The sequence below is a fragment of the Micromonospora sp. NPDC023956 genome, from assembly GCF_040639195.1.
Lineage (GTDB): Bacteria > Actinomycetota > Actinomycetes > Mycobacteriales > Micromonosporaceae > Micromonospora.
In genome coordinates this window covers 314,849-337,476 of the sequence record NZ_JBEZZN010000001.1, presented here as the reverse complement: position 1 = coordinate 337,476, position 22,628 = coordinate 314,849, and the positions used below count along the sequence as shown (strand labels likewise).

The following is a 22,628-nucleotide window of genomic DNA, read 5'->3' as shown; positions in this document are numbered from 1 at the left end:
GGGGAGTTGAGCCGCCGGTCAGGTCGGTTAGCGTCCACCGCGAGCCAGGTACGTCGCCGTGATCGACGGTGGTGTCCGCCCCGAAGAACCGACCGGGCTGGTGCGGGTCGCACCCGGTGCCCGGGGTCGCGGGGCGGCGCGCCGCCGTCGGCGAACGGCCAGTGAACCGCCGTTCCAGCTGGATTGGGAAGTGGGACATCATGAGTGGTCTGTCGGCGAGCGTGCCGGAGTTCCCCGAGTGGCCGCAGTTCGGTGACGAGGAACGGACCGGTCTGATCCGGGCACTCGAGCAGGGCCAGTGGTGGCGGGTCGGCGGCAGCGAGGTCGACACCTTCGAGGCGGAGTTCGGGGCGTACCACGGCACGCCGCACGCGCTCGCCGTCACCAACGGCACCCACGCCCTCGAGGTGGCCCTGGAGGTCCTCGGGGTCGGACCGGGCACCGAGGTGATCGTCCCGGCGTTCACGTTCATCTCGTCGTCGCTGGCCGCGCAGCGGCTCGGCGCGGTGGCCGTGCCGGTCGACGTCGACCTGGACACCTACTGCATCCAGCCGGAGGCCGTCGCCGCCGCGATCACCGACCGGACCCGGGTGATCATGCCGGTGCACATGGCCGGACAGATGGCCGACATGGACGCCCTCGACAAGATCGCCGCCGACGCCGGGGTCGACATCCTCCAGGACGCCGCGCACGCCCACGGTGCGCACTGGCAGGGCAAGCGCGTCGGCGAGCTGGGCTCGGTGGCCGCGTTCAGCTTCCAGAACGGCAAGCTGATGACCGCCGGCGAGGGCGGCGCGGTGCTCTTCCCCGACCAGGAGCTGTACGAGCGGGCGTTCCTCGTGCACAGCTGCGGCCGGCCGCGTACCGACCGCGACTACCTGCACCGCACCACCGGCTCGAACTACCGGATGAACGAGTTCAGCGCCGCCGTCCTGCGGGCCCAGCTGTCCCGTCTCGACAGCCAGATCGAACTGCGCGAGCAGCGCTGGCCGCTGCTGGCGAGCCTGCTCGCCGAGATCCCCGGCGTGGTGCCGCAGGGGCGCGACGAGCGGGGCGACCGCAACCCGCACTACATGGCCATGTTCCGGGTTCCCGGCATCGGCGAGCAGCGCCGCCGGGTGGTGGTGGACGAGCTGATCGCCCGGGGCATCCCCGCCTTCGTCGCGTTCCGGGCGATCTACCGGTGCGAGGGCTTCTGGCTCGCCGGTGCCCCGGACGAGTCGGTCGACCAGATCGCCGCCCGCTGCCCGAACGTCGAGCAGATCCACGCCGACTGCATCTGGCTGCACCACCGTACGCTGCTCGGCACCGAGGAGCAGATGCACCAGATCGCCGCCGTGCTCGCCGACGTCCTCGGCGAATGACCGCGTCGTCGCCGGTCGCCACACCGGGGCGCGTCCGGGTCGCCGTGGCCGGCCTCGGCTGGGCCGGACGGGCGATCTGGCTGCCCCGGCTCGCCGCGCATCCGCGCTACACGGTGACCGCCGTGGTGGACCCGGACCCGGCCGCGCGTGACCGGGCCCGCGCCGCCCACCGGGTCCCGTCCGCGTACGCCGACGTCGACGAGATCCCCGCCGACACGGTGGACCTGGTGGTCGTCGCCGTACCGAACCACCTGCACGCAGGCGTGGCGGCCCGGCTGCTGCGCCGGGGCGTACCGGTGTTCCTGGAGAAGCCGGTCTGCCTGACCTCCGCCGAGGCGGATCAGCTGGCCGAGGCCGAACGGGCCGGCGGGGCGGTGCTGCTCGCCGGCAGCGCCGCCCGCTACCGGGCGGACGTCCGGGCGCTCGTCGCGGCGACCGCCGACCTGGGCGCCGTCCGCCACGTCGACGTGGCCTGGGTACGGGCCCGGGGCGTGCCCGACGCCGGCGGCTGGTTCACCCGCCGGGACCTCGCCGGTGGCGGTGCCCTGGTCGACCTCGGCTGGCACCTGCTCGACACGGTGCTGCCGCTGCTCGGACCGGCCGCGGTGGTGCACGCCGTGGGCAGCGTGTCCGACGACTTCGTCAACGACGACGCCGCCGCCGCGGCGTGGCGGGGTACGGCCACCGACGCCGGCCGGGCCCGGGGCGATGTCGAGGACACCGCCCGCGCGTTCCTGCTCACCGCCGACGGCGCCTCCGCCGGCCTGCACGCCTGCTGGGCGTCGCACGAGGCCCGGGACCGCACCACCATCGCCGTGCACGGCACCGGCGGCTCGGTGTCCCTGCACTGCACCTTCGGGTTCAGCCCCAACCGGGAGCCGACGCCGGTGCTGACCCGGACCCGCGACGGCGCGACCGTCCGCCTGCCGCTGCCCGAGGAGCCGATCGGCGCCGAGTACGACCGTCAGCTCGACGTGCTGCCCGACCTGCTCGCCGCGCCGGCCAGCCGGGGCGCGGCGGCGGCCGACGCCCGACGGACCATCGACGTCATCGAACGGATCTACCGCTGCGCCCGGCCCACCGCGCCGACGTACGCGCTGGCGGGAACCCTCGACCGGTGAGAACCACCGGCGAACCCACCCGGGAGCAGCCATGAGCCATCCGCCGTCCACCCTCGAGGCCAGCACAGTCCCCGCGCGACCGGGACCGATCCGGGCGGTCGTCTTCGACCTCGACGGCGTCGTGGTCGACAGTACGGCGGTGATGCGTCAGGCGTTCAGCGTCGCCTACGCCGAGGTGGTCGGGACGGGACCCGCGCCGTTCGAGGAGTACAACAAGCACATGGGGCGGTACTTCCCGGACATCATGCGGCTGATGGGGCTGCCGTTGGAGATGGAGGAGCCGTTCGTCCGGGAGAGCTACCGGCTCGCCCACCAGGTGCCGCTCTTCCCGGGCGTGCGCGAGACGCTGGAGGAGCTGTCCGAGCGGGGCATCCGGATGGCGGTCGCCACCGGCAAGAGCGGCCCCCGGGCCCGGTCGCTGCTCGACCTGCTCGGCGTGCTCCACCTCTTCGACCATGTGATCGGCTCCGACGAGGTGCCCCGCCCGAAGCCCGCGCCGGACATCGTGCTCCGGGCGTTGGACCTGCTCGGCATGCCCCCGCACCAGGCGATGATGGTCGGCGACGCGATCACCGACCTGACCAGCGGACGGGACGCCGGGGTGACGACGGTCGCCACCACCTGGCACGGCGGGGACGTCGAGGACCTGCTCGCCGCCGCCCCCGACCTGGTCGCGCACAAGCCGGAGGAACTGCTCGCCCACTGCCCGGCCGTGCCCGCCGCCTGACCGCCCACCGCCTGACCGCCCACCGCCGCCCGGGGTGGTCGCAGGGGACCCGGCGCCCACCCCGGCGCGCGCCGGGGTGGGCGGGGGAGTTCACATCGCGGTGAGGGCGGCCCGGACGGCGCTCTCGTCGACGTCGGCGACGAGTTCCGGACCGGTCGGGCCGTCGAGCACGAAGGACAGTCCCGAGGTGGACTTCTTGTCCCGCCGCATGAACGCGAGCAGGTCGTCGTGGTCCACACCGGTGGGCAGGCGCGTGTCGAGCCCGTAGCCGGCCACCACCTCGCGGTGCTCGTCGACCCGGTCGCCCGGGATCCGACCCAGCAGACCGGCCAGGCGACCGGCGAACACCGTGCCCACCCCGACCGCCTCACCGTGGCGCAGGTGGAAGTCGGTGGCCCGTTCCAGCGCGTGGCCCAGGGTGTGGCCGTAGTTCAGGATGTGCCGCAGGCCGGCGTCGCACTCGTCGGCGGCCACCACCCGGGCCTTGAGCGCCACGCAGGCGGTGATCTGCTCGGTGACCGGACGGCCGCGCAGGTCCCCGGCCCCGATGAAGTGGGCGCGGGCGATCTCCCCGTAGCCGTTGCGCCACTCGACGGCGGGCAGGGTGTCCAGCTGCTCGGTGTCGCAGAGCACCGCGCGGGGCTGCCAGTACACGCCGACCAGGTTCTTGCCCTCGGGGAGGTTCACCGCGGTCTTGCCGCCGACGCTGGCGTCCACCTGGGCCAGCAGTGAGGTCGGCAGGTGGATGACCGCGACCCCCCGGTGGTACAGACCGGCGGCCAGGCCGACCACGTCGGTGGTGGTCCCGCCGCCGCAGGAGACCACCGCGTCGGCGCGGGTCAGGCCGAAGTCGGCGAACGCCCGGCACAGGTGCTCCACCGTGGCCAGGGTCTTGTCGTGCTCGCCGTCGCGGGCCGGCACGACCCGGTGCGGCACCCCCGGGTCCGGGGTCCACTCCGGCGGGCGGGCCGAGACCACCACGACCCGACGGGCACCGACGCGCGCCACCTCCTCCGGCAGCCGGTGGCGGATCCCCGGGCCGACGAACACGGGGTAGGTCCGGTCACCGAGGAGGACGTCGACGCGGCCGGTCGCCTCGGGACCGTCGGTGCGGGTGTTCATGCGGCTGCGGGTCTCCTCGTGGAAGCGGTGGGCGGGACGGTCGGTGGCGGTGGCGGGCGACGGTCCCGCTGCAGGGCCAGCCGCAGCGCCATGGCGGCCAGCGAGTCGACGGCCGGGTCGACGCCCCACCGCTCGTGGGTGAGCTGCGCGTGCTCGGCCAGCAGGAAACCGCGCGGGGTGGCCGCGTGGTCCTCGCCCATCACCTCGGTCACCCGGTCCAGGTAGTGCTGCCAGGCCGCCGCGACCGTCCCGGTCGACGGCAGGTCCCCGGCGGCCAGGACGATCTTCTCGGCCCCGCTGTCGGCCTGCGCGGCCAGGTCGCGGCGGTGCGCCGCGCTCAGCGACCGGCTGCGGTCCTGCCAGTGCAGGAAGAAGAAGGCCGGCCGGTCGGCGACCGGCATCAGGTCGCCCAGGTGCCGCAGGTGGGCCACGACCAGAGGCAGCTCCATGCCGGCCAGCCAGGGCGCGTCGCCCCCCAGCAGGGTCAGGGCCAGCTCGCTGCCGGCCTGGGCCAGCGGCCCGCCGCGTGCGGCGTCGCGGACGGCGTACGGGTCCGGGGCCAGCGGTGGGCCGTCGCCCAACCGTCCCCGTGCCGCGTCGAGGGCGGCGGGACTGGCGTGCAGGCCGACGCGCAGACGAGGGCCGGCGGGGTGACGGAGGCGGTCGTAGAACCAGCGTGACTGCGGGTCGGCGGCGCGCACGGCGGCGACCAGTCCCGCCACGACGGTGCCGACCAGCTCGGCCGCGCGGGCGTCCGGACACCCCCCGCCGGGTACGGCGAGGTGGGCGAACATCCAGGAGCGTTCCAACGACGGCACCTCGACTGGTGGACGGGGCGGGACGGGGGCGACGGTCCACGGGCCACCCCATCATCGGCCGACGGCGCGCCTGGTCATCGGCTCCACGGGTGGATCTGGGGACCACTTAGGGGGTGACAGGGGTAGGTCACCGGAAGGTCGCTCGGAAGACTTGGGCCGTTACGGCGAGGGACGGATGTGGTGACATGCTTCGGAGTGACCTGGTCCAGCCGTTGCCCGATCTGTTGAGGGCCCACGCCGCCAGGCTGGGGGACCGGGTCGCGTTCCGCGACGAGAACCGCTCGGTCGGCTACGCCGCGCTCGCCGAGCGGACCCGCCGGCTGGCCGGGCACCTGGCCGCGAGCGGGGTGGCCCGGGGCGACCGGGTCGCCTTCTGCCTGGGCAACCGGGTGGAGACCGTGGAGACGTGGCTGGCCGTCACCCGGGCGGCGGCGGTCGGCGTACCGGTGAACCCGCGCAGCACGGACGCCGAGCTGGCGCACCTGCTGGACGACTCCGGTGCGGTGCTGGTGGTCACCGACCCGCAGCACCTCGACCAGCTGCTCCGGCTCCGCCGGGACCGCCCCGACCTGCGGGTGTGGGTCACCGGCCCCGGCCCGTTGCCGTCGGGCGTCGCCGCCTGGTCGGAGCTGGTCGACGCCGAGCCGGACATGGACGCGCGGGACGACCTCGGCCTCGACGAGGTCGCCTGGATGCTCTACACCTCGGGCACCACCGGCCGCCCCAAGGGCGTGCTCTCCACCCAGCGCACCTGCCTGTGGTCCGTCGCCTCCTGCTACGTGCCGATCCCCGGCCTGACCTCCGAGGACCGGGTGGTCTGGCCGCTGCCGCTGTTCCACAGCCTCTCCCACATCGGCTGCGTGCTCAGCGTGACCGCGGTCGGCGCGACCGCCCGGCTCGTCGACGGGTTCTCCGCCGAGGACGTCCTGCGCGCGGTCGAGCAGGACGACGCCACGGTGCTCGCCGGGGTGCCGGCCATGTACCACCACCTGGTCACCGCCGCCCGGGAGACCGGCTTCCGCGCCCCGGCCCTGCGGGTGTGCCTGGTCGGTGGCGCGATCACCACCGGGCCGCTGCGCCGGGCCTTCGAGGAGGTCTTCGACGCGCCGCTGCTCGACGCGTACGGCAGCACGGAGACCTGCGGCTCGATCGCCGTCACCCGCCCCGACGAGCCCCGGGTGGAGGGCTCCTGCGGGCGTCCGGTGCCCGGCGTCGACGTCCGCCTGGTCGACCCGGAAACCGGCCGGGACGTCCCCGCCGGGGTGGAGGGGGAGGTGTGGGTGCGCGGACCGAGCGTCATGCTCGGCTACCACGGCCGGTCCGCCGACACCGACGCCGTGCTGCGCGACGGCTGGTACCGCACCGGCGACCTGGCCCGCCGTGACGACGCCGGCAACCTCTTCGTCACCGGCCGGCACCGGGAGCTGATCATCCGGGGCGGCGAGAAGATCCACCCGGCCGAGGTGGAGGAGGTGCTGCGCGCCGTCCCCGGCGTCGCCGACGTGGCGGTCACCGGCCGCCCGCACGAGGTGCTCGGTGAGGTGCCGGTGGCGTACGTGGTCGCCGGGCCGGAGGGTTTCGCGCCCCGGGCCGCCCTGGCGGCCTGCCGGGAACGGCTGGCCTACCACAAGGTCCCGCAGGAGCTGTACGAGATCACCGCCGTGCCGCGTACCGCCTCGGGGAAGGTGACCCGCCGGCTGCTGCCCGACCAGCCGGCCCGACTGCGCGCGGTCAACGGCAGCCACCACGACGAGCTGGTCCGGTTCGGCTGGGCGACCCTGGACGTAACCGGCGTACCGGTGCCGGAACAGCACTGGGCGGTCGTCGGCACCGACACCGGGTCGCTCCCGGCGGCGGACCCGGACCGCTTCCGGTGCCACGCCGACCTGGCCGCCCTGCGCGACGGCGGGCCGGTGCCGGACGTGGTGGTGCTGCCGGTCGGTTCGGCGGACGCGGACCCGCCGACGCTCGCCGACCAACTGGACGGCTGGCTCGCCGACGCCCGGTTCGCCGGCACCCGCCTGGTGCTGCTGACCACCGGAGCGGTGGACGCCTCGACCCCGGACCGGGCGGACGACCCCGACCTCGACCCGTCGGCCGTCGCGGCCTGGGCGGTGGCCCGTGCGCTCCAGGCCACCCACCCGGACCGGATCGTGCTGGTCGACCGGGACCTCGACACGGACCCGTACGCGCTGCTGCCGGCCGTGGTGGCCACCGGTGCCGCCCAGGTCGCCCTGCGCGCCGGTGCGGTCCGCCACGCGCACCTCGGACCCGTGCCCGTGCCGACCGTGGAGCGTGCGGCCACGGTCGCCGACCTGGTCGTACTGGCCGGCGCGGACACCCCGCTCGGGGCGGCGCTGGCCCGGCACCTGGTCGCCGCGTACGGCGTACGGCGGCTGCGGCTGCTGGCCACCGGGCCGACGGACGTCACCGCGCTGACCGCCCTGGCGGCGGAGCTGACCGCCGCCGGCGTCGAGGCCGTCCCGCTGGGCCCCGGGCCCGCCGCGGACCCGGCCGCGTCGGTCGGGGACGAGGAGATCGGCGCGGCCGTGCTCTGCCTCTCCGCCGACGACCTCACCCACGACCTGCCCGACGCCGACAGCCGCCCGGGGCGGCACCGCGCCGACGACGACACCGACGACCACGGCGGACGGCTGCTCGCCCTCGCCGAAGGGCTGCACCGGCGGACCCGACACGCCGACGTCACCACCTTCACCGTGCTCGTGCCGACCGCACCGCTGCTCGGGGCACCCGGTGGCCACCGGGCCGCCGCCGTCGTCGGCGCCCTGCACGCCCTGCTGGCCCGACGGCGGGCGGCCGGGCTGCCCGCCCGGCTGGCCGGCACCGCCACCCACGGCCCCGCCCCGACGCCCGCCGGCCTCCGCCGGGACCTCGACGTCTTCGACACCGCCCACGACGGTGCCGACCTCGTCCTGCTCGCCCGGCCCGCCGCCGGCCACCCGGCCTGGCGGGAACCCGCCCGCCCGGCCGGCGACACCGCCGAGGCGGTCGCGACGCTGCGCCGCCGGCTGGCCGTGCTGACCGCCGCCGAGGGCGACCGGCTCCTGCTGGACCTGGTCCGGGCGGCCACCGCCGAGGTCGTCGGCCTGTCGGGCCCGGTCGCGGTCCGCCCCGGGCGGGCCTTCAAGGAACTCGGCTTCACCTCGGTCGGCGCGGTCACCCTGCGCGATCGGCTGGCCCGGGAGACCGGGGCCCGGCTCTCCGCCACGGCCGCCTTCGATCACCCGACGCCGGAGGCCCTCGCCCGGCACCTCGCCACCCGGCTGCGCGGGGCCGCCCCGGTGGCGACCGCCGAGGCGGCCGGGCCGTCGTCCGCCGACGAGCCGGTGGCCATCGTCGCGATGGCCTGCCGGCTCCCCGGCGGCGTCACCGCCCCCGAGGAGCTGTGGGAGCTGCTCGACCAGGGCCGGGAGGGACTGACCGGGTTCCCCACCGACCGGGGCTGGGACCTCACCCACCTCTTCTCCGACGACCCCGACCAGCCGGGCACCTCGTACGCGCGGGTCGGCGGGTTCCTCGCCGACGCGGCCGACTTCGACGCCACCCTGTTCGCGATCAGCCCCCGCGAGGCGCTGGCCATGGACCCCCAGCAGCGGCTGCTGCTGGAGAGCTCCTGGGAGTTGTTCGAGCGCGCGGGCATCGACCCGACCGCGCTGCGGGGCAGCGCCACCGGGGTCTTCACCGGCGTCATGCACCACGACTACGCCGCGAACCTGCGCCAGGCGCCTCCCGGTGTGGAGGGCTACCTCGGGGTCGGCACCGCCGGCAGCGTGGTGTCCGGCCGCGTCGCGTACGCCCTCGGGCTGGAGGGGCCGGCGGTCACCGTCGACACCGCCTGCTCGTCCTCGCTGGTCGCCCTGCACCTCGCCGCGCAGGCGCTGCGCACCGGGGACTGCTCCCTCGCCGTGGCCGGTGGGGTCGCGGTGATGGGCACCCCGCAGGCGTTCGTGGAGTTCAGCCGCCAGCGCGGGCTCGCCCCGGACGGCCGCTGCAAGGCCTTCGCCGAGGCCGCCGACGGCACCGGCTGGTCCGAGGGCGTCGCCGTCCTGCTGCTGGAACGGCTCTCCGACGCCCGCCGCAACGGGCATCCGGTCCTCGCCGTGCTGCGCGCCACCGCGGTCAACCAGGACGGGGCGTCCAACGGGCTGACCGCCCCCAACGGGCCCGCCCAGGAGCGGGTGATCCGGCGGGCGCTGGCCGCCGCCGGCCTCGGACCGGCCGACGTGGACGCCGTCGAGGCGCACGGCACCGGCACCCGCCTCGGTGACCCGATCGAGGCGCAGGCCCTGCTCGCCACGTACGGGCAGGACCGGTCCGCCGACCGGCCGCTGCTGCTCGGCTCGCTGAAGTCCAACCTCGGGCACACCCAGGCCGCTGCCGGGGCGGCCGGGGTGATGAAGATGGTCCTCGCGATGCGGCACGGCAGGCTGCCCCGCACCCTGCACGTGGACACCCCGACCACCGAGGTGGACTGGACCGCCGGGGCGGTGGAGCTGCTCACCGAGGCCCGCTCCTGGCCGGCGGTCGACCGGCCCCGCCGGGCGGGCGTCTCGTCGTTCGGCATCAGCGGCACCAACGCCCACGTCATCGTCGAGGCGCCCGAGCCCACCACCGGGCAGCAGGAGGAAAGCAGCACGGTTGCCCCGGACGGCGGGACGGTGCCGTGGCTGCTCTCCGCCGCCAGCGGGGAGGGCCTGCGCGACCAGGCCGCCCGGCTGCTCGGTTGGCTCGACGGGCCCGGGGCGGACGCCGACCCGGGCGACGTCGCGCACGCCCTGGCCACCACCCGGGCCGCCCTGGACCACCGGGCCGTCCTGCTGGTCGCCGACCCGGCCGGGGCCCGGACCGGGCTGACCGCGCTGACCCGGGGCGACGCCGACCTGCCCACCGTCGTCACCGGCCGGGTCGGCGACGGGCTGCTCGCGGTGCTCTTCGGCGGTCAGGGCGGGCAGCGTCCCGGGATGGGCGCCGGGCTGCACGCGGTGTACCCCGTCTTCGCCGAGGCGTTCGACGCCGCCTGCGCCGAACTCGACCGGCACCTCGCCGGGGTGGCCCCGCACCCGGTCGCCGACGTCGTCCGGGCCCCCGACGGCGACGAACGCGTCGCCCTGCTCGACCAGACCCTCTACACCCAGCCGGCGCTGTTCGCCGTCGAGGTGGCGCTGTACCGGCTCCTCGAGTCCTGGGGCGTCCGCCCCGACCTGCTGATCGGCCACTCCGTCGGCGAGCTGGCCGCCGCCCACGTGGCCGGGGTGTTCCCGCTCGCCGACGCGGCCGCCCTGGTCGCCGCGCGGGCCCGGCTCATGCAGCAGCTCCCGACCGGGGGCGCGATGGTCGCCGTCGAGGCGGCCGAGGCCGAGGTGGCCGTGCACCTCACCGACCGGGTCGGACTCGCCGCCGTCAACGGCCCGACCAGCGTGGTCCTCAGCGGGGACACCGACGCGGTGCTGGCCGTCGCGGCGACCCTGCGCGCCGCCGGTCGCCGCACCAGCCGGCTGCGGGTGTCGCACGCCTTCCACTCGGCCCGCATGGAGCCGATGCTCGACGCGTTCCGCGAGGTCGCCGCCGGCCTGACCTACCGCACCCCCCGGCTGCCGGTGGTGTCCAACCTGACCGGCGAGCTGGTCGACCCGGCGCGGCTCTGCTCCGCCGACTACTGGGTCGACCACGTCCGGGGCACCGTCCGCTTCCTGGACGGGGTGCGCGCCCTGCACCGGCACGGCGTCAGCACGTTCCTGGAGGTCGGACCGGGCGGGGTGCTCACCGCCACCGCCCAGGACTGCCTCGCCGAGGGCGGCGACCAGCTGGCGTTCGTCCCCACCCTGCGCACCGGGGAACCGGAACCGGACGCGCTGCTCACCGCCGTGGCCCGACTGCACGTACGCGGCGTCGGGGTGGACCGGGCCGCGATCACCGGCCCCGGCCCGCGTCGCCGGGTCGACCTGCCCACCTACGCCTTCCAGCGCCGGCACTACTGGCTGCCCGCCGACGGGCCGGGCTCCGGCCGGCTCACCGACACCGGGCACCCGCTCCTCGACGGCGTGCTGCCGGTCGCCGGCACCGGCCAGGTGGTCGGCACCGGCCGGATCACCGCCGGCCAGTCCGCTCCGGCCAGCGTGGACCGGGCCGTGCCGCTGCTGCCCGCCACCGCACTGCTGGACGTGCTCACCCACCTCGGCGAGCAGCTCGGTGTGCCCGCCGTGGCGCGGCTGCTCGTACCCGAGCCCGTCCCGTTCCCGGTCGACCTGACCGTCGACGTGCAGGTCGACGTCGCCGGTCCGGACTCCGACGGCCACCGGGCCGCCCGCTGTCACGTCCGTAGCGGACCGGGGCAGCCCTGGCGGGAGGTGGCCGAGGCGCTGCTCGCCCCGGCCGAACCGACCGCCGCCGCGACCGCCGTCGGCGCGTCGTGGCCGCCCGCCGGGGCGCGTCCGGTGGACCTGACCGTCGACCCGCACCGGGCGCTCGCCGGTGACCTGGCCCGCGCCGCCTGGACCGCCGGGGACCGGCTCCTGGTCGACGTGCGTCTTCCCGAGGACACCACCGACGCCGACGCCGAGCGGTACGGCGTGCACCCGCAGGTGCTCGACGCCGCCCTGCGCCTGCTCCCGCTCGCCGGCCTCGCCCCGTACCCGAGGGACGGCCGGCGGACGGTGCCCACCGAGTGGACCGGGGTCCGCCGGCACGCCACCGGCGCGCACGCGCTGCGGGTCAGCCTCGCCCGCGCCGGGGCCGACGCGGTGACGCTGAGCGCCGTCGACGACGCCGGGGCCCCCGTGCTCGACGTGGACCGCGTCGTCCTGCGCGACGTACCGGTGCCGACCGCCGACGCGGCGGCCCCGACCGCCGACACCGACCCCGCGGGCCTGTACGCGGTCGACTGGCTGCCCGCCGCCACCCCGGCGACGCCGGTGCCCGCCTGGACCGTCGCCGACGGCGCACCGCCGGCCGGGCCGCTGCCCCCGCTGCTCGTGCTCCGCGTCGGCGACGGCGACCCCGACGCGTCCGTGCCCGACCGGGCCGAGGCGGTCGGCCTCGCACTCCTCGGCGTGCTCCGGCGCTGGCTCGACGACCCGCGGGCCGAGGAGACCCGGCTCGCCGTGGCCGTCCGCGACGGTGACCCCGTGCACGCGCCGGTCGTCGGCCTGCTCCGGGTCGCCCGCGCCGAGCATCCCGGCCGGTTCCTGCTGCTCCACCTCGACGCCACCGACGACGCCACCGTCCGGGCGGCGCTGGCCGCCGCCACCGACGACCCGGAGGTGGCCGTCCGCGACGGTCGGGCCCTGGTGCCCCGGCTGCGCGCCGCCGCCCCCGACGCCGACACCCCGCCACCGGCACTGCGCGGCGGAACGGCGCTGGTCACCGGCGGCACCGGTGGCGTCGGCCGGCACGTCGCCACGCACCTCGCCACCGCGTACGGCGTCAGCGAACTGGTCCTGCTCAGCCGGACCGGACGGCCGGCCCCCTGGACGGCCGCGCTCGCCGAGACGGGCGTCGCCGTACGGGTGGTCGCCGTCGACGTCGCCGACCGCGCGGCCCTCGAAGCGGTCGTCGCCCCCCTCGCCGACCGGCTCGTCGCCGTGGTGCACGCCGCCGGCGTCACCGACGACGCGCTGCTGACCGACCTCGACCCGGCCCGGTGGGCGCACACCCTGCGGGCCAAGGTGCACGGCGCGTGGCACCTGCACGAGCTGACCGCCGGCCTCGACCTCGCCGCGTTCGTGTTCTTCTCCTCCGCGTCGGCGGTGTTCGGCAGCCCCGGCCAGGGCAACTACGCCGCCGGCAACGCCTTCCTCGACGCGCTCGCCGCGCACCGGCGCGCCCACGGGTTGCCGGCCACCGCGCTGGCCTGGGGACTCTGGGCCGAGCAGGACGGCATGGCCGGTCGCCTCGGCGTCGCCGACCTGGCCCGCCTCGCCCGTGGCGGCACCCGCCCCCTCGGCACCGCCGCCGGGCTCGCCCTGTTCGACGCCGCCCTGTCCGCCGACCGGCCGACCCTGGTGCCGATCGGACTGGACCTGGCCGCCGTACGCGCCGCCGGGGAGGTGCCCGCCCTGCTCTGGGCGCTGCTGCCGCCGCCACCCCGCCGGGCGGTCAACGCCGACCCCGCCCCGCGCACCGCCGCCGGCTTCGCCGACCGCCTCGCCGGTCTCGCCGAGCCGGAGCGGGCGGCCCTGCTGCTGGACCTGGTCCGGGCCCGCTGCGCCACGGTCATCGGGCACACCGACGCCAGCGCCGTCGAACCGGACCGCCCGTTCAAGGAACTCGGCTTCGACTCGCTGATGGCCGTGGAACTGAGCAACCGGCTCTCCGCCGTCACCGGCGTCCGGCTCGCCCCGCACGCGGTGTTCAACCACCCCACCCCGGAGGTGCTCGCCGCGCACCTGCACGCCCGGCTGCTCGGCACCGCCGCCACCGAGGTCGCCGACGCCACCACCGTCGCCCTCGACGAGCCGGTGGCGATCGTCGCCATGGCCTGCCGGTTCCCCGGCGGCATCGGCTCCCCGGAGGAGCTGTGGCGGCTGCTCGACGCCGGGGACGACGTCATCGGCGACCTGCCCACCGACCGGGGCTGGCCGCTGGCCGACCTGTACGACCCCACCCCCGGCACCCCCGGGCGGACGTACGTGCGCGCCGGTGGCTTCCTCACCGGCATCGCCGACTTCGACGCCGCGTTCTTCGGCATCAGTCCCCGCGAGGCGCTGGCCATGGACCCGCAGCACCGGCTGCTACTGGAGACCTCCTGGGAGGCGCTGGAACGCGCCGGCCTCGACCCGGGCACGCTGCGCGGCAGCCGTACCGGGGTCTTCGCCGGTACCCACGGCCAGGACTACGCCGACCACATCGCCCCCGGCGTCTCCTCCGACGACGGGGAGACCACTGCCGACGAGGGCCACCTGCTCACCGGTACCGCCGGCAGTGTCCTGTCCGGACGGGTGGCGTACGCCCTCGGGCTGGAGGGCCCGGCGGTGACCGTGGACACCGCCTGCTCGGCGTCGCTGGTGGCGCTGCACCTGGCGGTGCAGGCCCTGCGACAGGGCGACTGCGACCTGGCGCTGGCCGGCGGGGTCTCGGTGCTGTCCACCCCGGCCGGACTCACCGGGTTCAGCCGCCAGCGTGGCCTCGCCGCCGACGGCCGCTGCAAGGCGTTCGCCGAGGAGGCCGACGGGTTCGGCATGTCCGAGGGCGTCGGGATGCTCGTCGTGGAGCGGCTCTCCGACGCCCGGCGGCGGGGCCACCCGGTCCTCGCCCTGGTGCGCGGCACCGCGGTCAACCAGGACGGCGCCTCCAACGGGCTCACCGCCCCGAACGGGCCCTCCCAGGAACGGGTCATCCGGGCCGCGCTGGGCGCCGCCGGGCTCACCCCGGCCGACGTGGACGTGGTGGAGGCGCACGGCACCGGCACGCCGCTCGGCGACCCGATCGAGGCCGAGGCGATCCTCGCCACCTACGGGCAGCGTCCGGCCGACGTCCCGCCGCTGCTGCTCGGCTCGGTCAAGTCCAACCTCGGGCACACCCAGGCCGCCGCCGGGGTGGCCGGGGTGCTGAAGGTCGTCCTGGCCATGCGGCACGGCCGGCTGCCCCGCACCCTGCACGCCGACCAGCGCACCTCCCGGGTGGACTGGACCGCCGGGGCGGTCGACCTGCTCACCGAGGCCCGTCCCTGGCCCCGTACCGACCGGCCGGGCCGGGCCGGCGTCTCCTCGTTCGGCATCAGCGGCACCAACGCGCACGTGGTCGTCGAGGCGGTCACCGACGCCGAGCCGGCGGCCGACGCCGCCCCGACCGCCGTCGACCCGACCGGTGGCGCGCGGGCCCTACCGTGGCTGCTGTCGGCGCGTACCCCGCAGGCCCTGGCCGGCCAGGCCCGGCGACTGCGCGCCCACCTCGCCGAGCGGCCCGACCAGCGCCCCCTCGACGTGGCCTGGTCGCTCGCCACCAGCCGGGGCACCTTCGACACCCGGGCGGTGCTCGTCGGCGCCGACCCGGACCGGATCGCCGCCACCCTCGACGCGCTCGCCGACGGACGTTCCGCTCCCGACCTGGTGCGCGGCGACGCCGGCCCGGCCCGGCGGTGCGTGTTCGTCTTCCCCGGGCAGGGCTCCCAGTGGGACGGCATGGCCCTGGACCTGCTCGACCAGGCCCCCGTCTTCGCCGAGCGGATGGCCGCGAGCGACGCGGCGCTGCGGCCCCACCTGGACTGGTCCCTGCTGGACGTGCTGCGGCGGGTTCCCGGCGCGCCCGGCCTGGACCGGGTCGACGTGGTGCAGCCCGTCCTCTTCGCGGTGATGGTCTCCCTGGCCGAGCTGTGGCGCTCGTACGGCGTCCAACCGGTCGCCGTGGTCGGGCACTCGCAGGGCGAGATCGCCGCCGCCTGCGTCGCCGGGGTGCTCTCCCTGCCGGACGCCGCCCGGGTGGTGGCGCAGCGCAGCCGGGCCATCCGCACCCTGGCCGGGCAGGGGGCGATGGCCTCCGTGGCGCTCCCCGCCGACGTGGTCCGTGACCGGATCGCCCGCTTCGGCGACCGGGTCGCCGTGGCCGCCGTCAACGGCCCGTCCGCCGTGGTGGTCTCCGGGGAGGAGTCCGCCGTCGAGGAACTCCTCACCGAACTCGCCGCCGAGCAGGCCCGGGTCCGCCGGATCGCGGTCGACTACGCCTCCCACTCCGCCCAGGTGGAACGGATCCGCGACGAGCTGGCCGGGGCGCTGGCCGGCATCACGCCCGGCCCGGCCGCCGTGCCGCTGTACTCCACCACCGACCTGCGCTGGCTCGACGGCCCCGAGATGGACCCCGACTACTGGTACCGCAACCTGCGCCAGCCGGTCGAGCTGGAGCAGGCGGTCCGCGCGCTGGCCGCCGAGGGCCACGACACGTACGTCGAGTGCAGCCCGCACCCGGTGCTCACCGTCGGCATCGAACAGACCCTCGCCGACGACCACGGGGCGGTGACCGTCGGGTCGATGCAGCGCGACCAGGGTGGCCTGGACCGGTTCCTGCTCTCCCTCGCCCAGCTGCACGTGCGCGGCGTCCCGGTCGACTGGCGTCCCGCCCTGACCGGCGGGCGGCGGGTCGACCTGCCCACCTACGCCTTCGCGCACCGCCGCTACTGGCCCCGGCCGGTCACCGGCCGCGGCGACGTCGGCGCGGCCGGCCTGGCCGCCGCCGACCACCCGATGCTGGGCGCGTCCGTGCCGCTGGCCGAGGCGCGCGGCCACCTGTTCACCGGCCGGCTCAGCATCGCCGACCAGCCGTGGCTGGCCGACCACACGGTCGCCGGGACCGTGCTGGTGCCCGGCACCGGCCTGGTCGAGCTCTGCCTGCGCGCCGGTGACGAGGTCGGCTGCCCCGTCCTCGACGAGCTGGTCATCGAGGCACCGCTGGCGCTCGCGGCCCAGGGGGCGACCCAGGTGCAGGTAGCCGTCGGCCCGGCCGGCGAGGACGGCCGCCGCCCGGTGACCCTGCACTCCCGACCCGCCGACGGCCCGGCCGGGTGGACGCGGCACGCCACCGCCACCCTCGGCGCGACGGGTACCGCACCGATCGAGGCCGGCACCTGGCCCTCGCGCGACGCCCGCCCGGTCGACCTGACCGACTTCTACGCCCGCCTGGCCGACGACGGCTACGCGTACGGGCCGGCGTTCCGGGGACTGCGCGCGGTGTGGACCACCGGTGACGAGGTGCACGCCGAGGTGGAGCTGCCCGCCGGGCCGCGCGCCGACGCCGACCGGTACAACCTGCACCCCGCGCTGCTCGACGCCGCGCTGCACGCCGCGCACTTCGGCGGCCTCGCCGACGCCGGAACCGACCGGATGCTGCTGCCGTTCGCCTGGAACGGCGTCGTGCTGCACGCCGCCGGAGCCGGCACGCTGCGGGTCCGGCTGCGCCGGGTGGCGCCGCACGCCTTCACCCTGACCGCCGCGGACGCGGCCGGCGCTCCGGTGGCCGAGGTCGCCTCGCTGGCCATGCGCCCGATCTCCCGGGCCGAGCTGGGCGCGCGCGACGCGGCCGTCGACGACGCGCTGTTCCGGCTCGACTGGCAGCCCCTCGCCGTGCCCGAAACCGTCCCGGCGGCCCGGCTGGTGGCACTCGGCCGACCCGTCGGCGGCTTCCCGCACCACCCGGACCCGGCCGCGCTCGCCCGGACGGTCGACGAGGGCACCCCCGCCCCCGACGCCGTCCTCGCCGCCCCGGGCTGGGCCGGACCGAGCCCCACCGACGCCGCCCCGGACGCCGACCGGGCCCGGCTCGTCGCCGCCGAGACCCTCGCGCTGGTGCAGGGCTGGCTCGCCGACGCCCGCTGGGCGGACACCCCGCTGGTCCTGCTCACCCGGGGCACGGTCGGCGTGCACGGCCCCGCCGAGGCCGACGATCCCGAGGCGGCTACCGCCTGGGGGCTGGTCCGCTCCGCCCAGTCCGAGCACCCCGACCGGTTCGTCCTGCTCGACACCGACACCACCCCGGACGCCACCACCGTCGCCGCCGTCCTCGCCACCGGCGAACCACAGGTGGCCTGGCGGGACGGCACCCCGTACGTCCCGCGCCTGGCCCGCCGCGCCGACGCGGCCACCCTCACCCCGCCGGCCACCCCGGCGTGGCGGCTCGACGTGCCGACCCGGGGCAGCCTGGAACACCTGACGCTGGTCCCCACCGACGCGGCCGACGCCCCGCTCGGCCCGTGGGAGGTCCGCGTCCGGGTCCGCGCCGCCGGACTGAACTTCCGGGACGTGCTCAACGCGCTCGGCCTCTACCCCGGCGACCCCGGCCCGCCCGGCGGCGAGGCGGCGGGGGTGGTCACCGAGGTCGGCGACGCCGTGACCGACCTGCGCCCCGGCGACCGGGTGCTCGGCGTCTTCCTCGGCTGCTTCGGACCGGTCGCGGTCACCGACCGCCGGCTGCTGGCCCCGATGCCCGACGGCTGGACGTTCGCCCAGGCCGCCTCCGTGCCGGTGGTCTTCCTCACCGCGTACCGGGGCCTGGTCGACCTGGCCGGGCTGCGGGCCGGCGAGTCCGTGCTCGTGCACGCCGCCGCCGGTGGCGTGGGCATGGCCGCCGTCCAGCTCGCCCGGCACCTCGGCGCGGACGTCTACGCCACCGCCAGCCCCGGCAAGTGGCCGGCGCTGCGGGCCATGGGCATCCCCGAGGACCACCTCGCCTCGTCCCGCACCCTCGACTTCGAGGAGCGCTTCCGTACCGCCACCGGGGGGCGCGGCGTCGACGTGGTGCTCGACTCGCTGGCCCGCGAGTTCGTCGACGCGTCGCTGCGGCTGCTGCCGCGCGGCGGCCGGTTCCTGGAGATGGGCAAGACCGACCTGCGCGACCCGGACCTGGTCGCCGTCGACCATCCCGGCGTCGACTACCAGGCGTACGACCTGACCACGGTGGCGCCCGAGGAGATCCAGCGGATGCTGGTCACCCTGATGGGCCTCTTCGCCGACGGCACCCTCCGGCCGTTGCCGGTGCGGGCCTGGGACGTCCGCCAGGCCCCTGACGCCTTCCGGTACGTCAGCCAGGCCCGGCACGTCGGCAAGGTGGTGCTCACCATGCCCACCGCCTGGGACCCCGACGGCACCGTCCTGCTCACCGGCGGTACCGGCCTGCTCGGCGGGCTGGTCGCCCGTCGCCTGGTCACCGGGCACGGCGTACGGCACCTGCTGCTGGCCAGCCGCAGCGGCCCGGAGGCCCCCGGCGTGGCCGATCTCACCGCCGAGCTGACCGCCCTCGGTGCCACGGTCACCGTGGTCGCCGCCGACGTCGCCGACCGGTCCGACGTCGGCCGCCTCGTCGCCGGGGTGCCCGACGCGCACCCGCTCACCGCCGTGGTGCACGCCGCCGGGGTGCTCGACGACGGGGTGGTCACCGCGCTCACCCCGGACCGGATCGACACCGTCTTCCGGCCCAAGGTGGACGCCGCCCGCCACCTCGACGAGGCGACCCGCCACCTCGACCTCGCCGGGTTCGTGCTCTTCTCCTCCGGGGCGGGCGTGTTCGGCGTCCCCGGCCAGGGCAACTACGCCGCCGCCAACGCGTACCTGGACGCGCTGGCCCGGCGGCGACGCGGGGCCGGCCTGCCCGCCCAGTCGTACGCCTGGGGGCTGTGGGAGCAGGCCAGCGCGATGACCGGCGGGCTGGACCGCACCGACCCCCGGATCACCGCGCGCGACGGCCAGCTGGCCATCCCCACCGACCTCGGCATGGCCCTGTTCGACGCCGGGCTGGCCGCCGCCGAGGAACACCTGGTGCCCACCCGGGTCGACGTGACCGCCCTCGCCGGGCGGGCCGTGGTGCCGGCGCTGATGCGCGGCCTGGTCCGGCCGGACCGGCCCCGCTCCCGGGCCACCGCCACCACCGACGGCCAGGACCTCGCCGGTCGGCTGCGGGCGCTCACCGCGACCGAGCGGTCCGCGTTCCTGCTCGACCTGGTCCGCGCCGAGGCGGCCACCGTGCTCGGCCACGGCAGCCCCGACGCGATCCGGCCGGAGCAGGCGTTCAACGAGATCGGCTTCGACTCGCTGACCGCCGTGGAGCTGCGCAACCGGTTGACCGAGGCGACCGGCGAACGGCTGCCGGCCACGGCGATCTTCGACTACCCGGATCCGACCGCGCTCGCCGTGTTCCTGCGCTCCCGGCTCGTCCCCGACGACGGCGAGGCCACCCCGGCGATCCTCGCCGAACTGGAGAACCTGGAACGCACGTTCGCCGAGACGACCGTCGAGGCGGACCTGCACACCCAGGTCACGGCCCGGCTGGAGGTGCTGGTCGCCAAGTGGCGGACCATGCGCAGCGCCTCCACCACCGACCACGACCTTGACCTCGACCAGGCCAGCGACGACGAGATCTTCAGCCTGATCGACACGGAACTCGGGCTCTGATGGCCGGCCCGACTACGCGGACCACGAGGAAACGGTGATGACCGACGTACTGATCGTGGGCTACGGCCCGGTGGGCCAGGTGGCGGCGATCCTGCTCGCCCAGCGCGGACTCACCGTGCGGGTGGTGGAGAAGTGGCAGACCCCGTACAACATGCCCCGCGCGGTCTCCTACGACGGGGAGGCCAGCCGGATCCTCGCCGCCTGCGGCCTCGGCGACCGCCTCGACGACGTCACCGAGCTGTCCGGCGAGTACACCTGGAAGAACGGCTTCGGCCGGACCCTGCTGCACGTCAGGGTCGCCGACGACGGCCCGGCCGGCTGGCCCGACTCCATCTCCTTCTACCAGCCCGGCCTGGAGGATCGCCTCGCCGAGCGGGGCCGCGCCCTGCCCGGCGTGCAGGTGCACCGGGGGCTGGAGGTCACCGACCTGACCGACCACGGCGACCGGGTCGAGGTGACCGCCGTCGACGGCGACGGCACGGAACACGCCTTCACCGCCTCCTGGGTGCTCGGCTGCGACGGCGCGAACAGCTTCGTCCGCCGCTGGCTCGGCGCCACCGTCACCGACCTGGGCTTCGGCTACGACTGGCTGGTCTGCGACGTGGTGTTGAACGAGCCGCACGAGTTCAAACCGAACAACCTCCAGATCTGCGACCCGGCCCGGCCCCGCACCGCCGTCTCCGCCGGCCCCGACCACCGCCGCTGGGAGTTCATGCGGGTGCCGGGGGAGACCCTGGAGGAGTTCCGTAGCGAGGGCAGTGCCTGGCGGCTGCTGGGCCTGTTCGACATCACCCCGGACACCGCCCGGCTGGACCGCTACGGCGTCTACACCACCCAGGCCTGCTACGCCGACACCTGGCGCTCGGGGCGGGTGTTCCTGGCCGGCGACGCCGCCCACGTCATGCCCCCCTTCCTCGGGCAGGGCATGAGTTCCGGCTTCCGGGACGTGGCCAACCTCGCGTGGAAGCTGGACCTGGTGCACCGGGGCGTCGCCGACGGGGCGCTCCTCGACACCTACGAGACCGAGCGGCGGGCCCACGTGCAGCACGCCATCCGGATGTCCATCGACTCCGGCACGGTGATCTGCGAGACGGACCAGAAGAAGGCCGCCGGTCGGGACGCGGTGATGCTGGCCGCGCTGCGGCGGCGTACCCAGCAGCGGCACGCCCGTTCGCTGCGCGAGGCGATCGTCGACGGTGTGCTGCGCCGCGACCCGGACGGCAGCCCCGCACCGTACGCGGGAGCACCCGCCGTGCAGGGGCGGGTGGCCGTCGGCGACCGGACCGGCCGCTTCGACGAGGTGGTCGGCGCCGGCTTCGTCCTGGTCACCCGTGGTCCGGCGGCGCTCGACGCGGACGCCACCGCGTTCCTCGACACCCTCGGTGCCCACCGGGTGACCGTGCGCCCCGCCGACTCCGCCGCCCCGGCACCCGGCGAGGCCAGCGCGCCGACCGACGTCGTCGACCTCGACGGCGTCCACCTGGCCTGGCTGGCCGACGCGAACGCCGACGCCGTGCTGGTCCGTCCCGACTTCTACGTCTTCGGCGTGGCGGCCGGACCGGACGGCCCGGCCGCCCTCGTGGACGACCTGCGCCGGCAGGTCGTCGCCCGGGCGCTGCACCCCTGACCACTCCCCGCTGCGCAAGGAGCAGACATGTTGGAGAACCTCCGCACCCTCGGCCGGGTGATCCGCACCCTGGCCACCAAGGACCCGGTGGCCCGGGTCCGCCGCTTCTACGAGATCCAGTCCCCGGACGTGGAGTTCGCCGCCCGCACCAGCCGGTACATGAACGTCGGCTACTGGGAGGAGGGTGTGACCAGCCTCGACGTGGCCGGCGAGGCGCTGGCCACGAAACTCGCCGACGCCGCCGGGTTCAAGCCCGACGACACCGTCCTCGACGTCGGCTTCGGCTACGGCGACCAGGACTTCGCCTGGCTGCGCGACCGCCGGGTGGCCAAGGTGCACGGCATCAACGTCACCCCCCGGCACGTCGAGCACGCCCGCGAGCGCGCCAGCCGGGAAGGCCTGGCCGAGCAGGCCGAGTTCCAGCTCGGCACCGCCACCGAGCTGCCCTTCCCGGACAACACCTTCGACCGGGTCGTCGCGCTGGAGTCGGCGTTCCACTTCCACCCGCGCAGCGCCTTCTTCGCCGAGGCGTTCCGGGTGCTCAAGCCCGGTGGCACCCTCGCCACCGCCGACATCATCCCGCTGCGCAACGAGACCCCCCGGATGTCCATCAGCTCCGGGCCGCTGAGCTTCGTCAAGTTCAGTATCCCCGACGAGAACTGGCACGACCGGACCGTCTACGCCGGACAGCTCACCGCGGCCGGGTTCGTCAACGCCGAGGTGCAGTCGATCCAGGACCGCACCTGGGAGGGCTGGCGGCGGTTCCAGGCGGCCCGGCCCCACGACCCGGCGTTCCAGGCCGCCGCCGAACGCAGCGCGGTCAAGGGAATGGCCAACCACTGGCGCGACGAGAACCTGATCAAGAAGGAGATCGCCCTGCTCGACTACGTCATCGCCGTCGCGCACAAGCCGTGACACGGCGCGGCCCTCACCAGCCGGGACCACCCGGCGGCGAGGG

General features: G+C 76.3%; 8 protein-coding genes. 6 read left to right on the top strand and 2 right to left on the bottom strand.

Translation table 11 applies throughout. From position 1 onward, the window contains the following. Window positions 1–200 precede the first annotated feature (200 nt). From AB0F58_RS00645 to AB0F58_RS00635, 3 genes are read left to right on the top strand one after another with little or no spacing between them, the layout of a single operon-like run. Entirely contained in the window at window positions 201–1,364 is a 1,164-nt protein-coding gene (locus tag AB0F58_RS00645; protein ID WP_357135890.1) for a DegT/DnrJ/EryC1/StrS family aminotransferase, read from the top strand. Continuing rightward, complete coding sequence (locus tag AB0F58_RS00640) at window positions 1,361–2,485, top strand: Gfo/Idh/MocA family oxidoreductase (protein WP_357135888.1); 1,125 nt, start codon at window positions 1,361–1,363, stop codon at window positions 2,483–2,485. The genes AB0F58_RS00645 and AB0F58_RS00640 overlap by 4 nt, the downstream gene beginning before the upstream one ends. 31 nt (window positions 2,486–2,516) lie before the next feature. Next, window positions 2,517–3,212, top strand: coding sequence for an HAD-IA family hydrolase (locus AB0F58_RS00635; protein ID WP_357135885.1), 696 nt, complete (start codon window positions 2,517–2,519; stop codon window positions 3,210–3,212). Between the two features lie 90 nt (window positions 3,213–3,302). Here AB0F58_RS00635 and AB0F58_RS00630 read toward each other — a convergent pair whose 3' ends face one another. Beyond that, a complete protein-coding gene (locus AB0F58_RS00630) occupies window positions 3,303–4,334 on the bottom strand; it encodes a 3-dehydroquinate synthase family protein (RefSeq protein WP_357135883.1) in 1,032 nt (343 codons plus the stop codon). Beyond that, window positions 4,331–5,152: a hypothetical protein gene (locus tag AB0F58_RS00625; protein ID WP_357135881.1), complete on the bottom strand. Its 822-nt coding sequence runs from the start codon at window positions 5,150–5,152 to the stop codon at window positions 4,331–4,333. The genes AB0F58_RS00630 and AB0F58_RS00625 overlap by 4 nt, the downstream gene beginning before the upstream one ends. 185 nt (window positions 5,153–5,337) lie before the next feature. Between AB0F58_RS00625 and AB0F58_RS00620 the strand changes: the two genes are divergently transcribed. The 3 genes from AB0F58_RS00620 to AB0F58_RS00610 are packed head-to-tail and all read left to right on the top strand — an operon-like array spanning window position 5,338 to window position 22,585. After that, window positions 5,338–20,043, top strand: coding sequence for an SDR family NAD(P)-dependent oxidoreductase (locus tag AB0F58_RS00620; protein ID WP_357135878.1), 14,706 nt, complete (start codon window positions 5,338–5,340; stop codon window positions 20,041–20,043). Between the two features lie 37 nt (window positions 20,044–20,080). Beyond that, the gene (locus AB0F58_RS00615; protein WP_357135876.1) at window positions 20,081–21,670 is read left to right on the top strand and encodes a bifunctional 3-(3-hydroxy-phenyl)propionate/3-hydroxycinnamic acid hydroxylase; all 1,590 of its coding nucleotides are present in this window, start codon (window positions 20,081–20,083) and stop codon (window positions 21,668–21,670) included. Window positions 21,671–21,697: 27 nt separating this feature from the next. After that, entirely contained in the window at window positions 21,698–22,585 is an 888-nt protein-coding gene (locus tag AB0F58_RS00610) for a methyltransferase domain-containing protein (RefSeq protein ID WP_357135874.1), read from the top strand. The last annotated feature ends 43 nt before the right edge of the window (window positions 22,586–22,628 follow it).

Excerpts from the sequence above, each read along its gene's own strand:
- AB0F58_RS00645 (WP_357135890.1), top strand. The coding sequence starts at position 201 with ATGAGTGGTCTGTCGGCGAGCGTGCCGGAGTTCCCCGAGTGGCCGCAG.
- AB0F58_RS00640 (WP_357135888.1), top strand. The coding sequence starts at position 1,361 with ATGACCGCGTCGTCGCCGGTCGCCACACCGGGGCGCGTCCGGGTCGCC.
- AB0F58_RS00635 (WP_357135885.1), top strand. The coding sequence starts at position 2,517 with ATGAGCCATCCGCCGTCCACCCTCGAGGCCAGCACAGTCCCCGCGCGA.
- AB0F58_RS00630 (WP_357135883.1), bottom strand. The coding sequence starts at position 4,334 with ATGAACACCCGCACCGACGGTCCCGAGGCGACCGGCCGCGTCGACGTC.
- AB0F58_RS00620 (WP_357135878.1), top strand. The coding sequence starts at position 5,338 with ATGCTTCGGAGTGACCTGGTCCAGCCGTTGCCCGATCTGTTGAGGGCC.
- AB0F58_RS00615 (WP_357135876.1), top strand. The coding sequence starts at position 20,081 with ATGACCGACGTACTGATCGTGGGCTACGGCCCGGTGGGCCAGGTGGCG.
- AB0F58_RS00610 (WP_357135874.1), top strand. The coding sequence starts at position 21,698 with ATGTTGGAGAACCTCCGCACCCTCGGCCGGGTGATCCGCACCCTGGCC.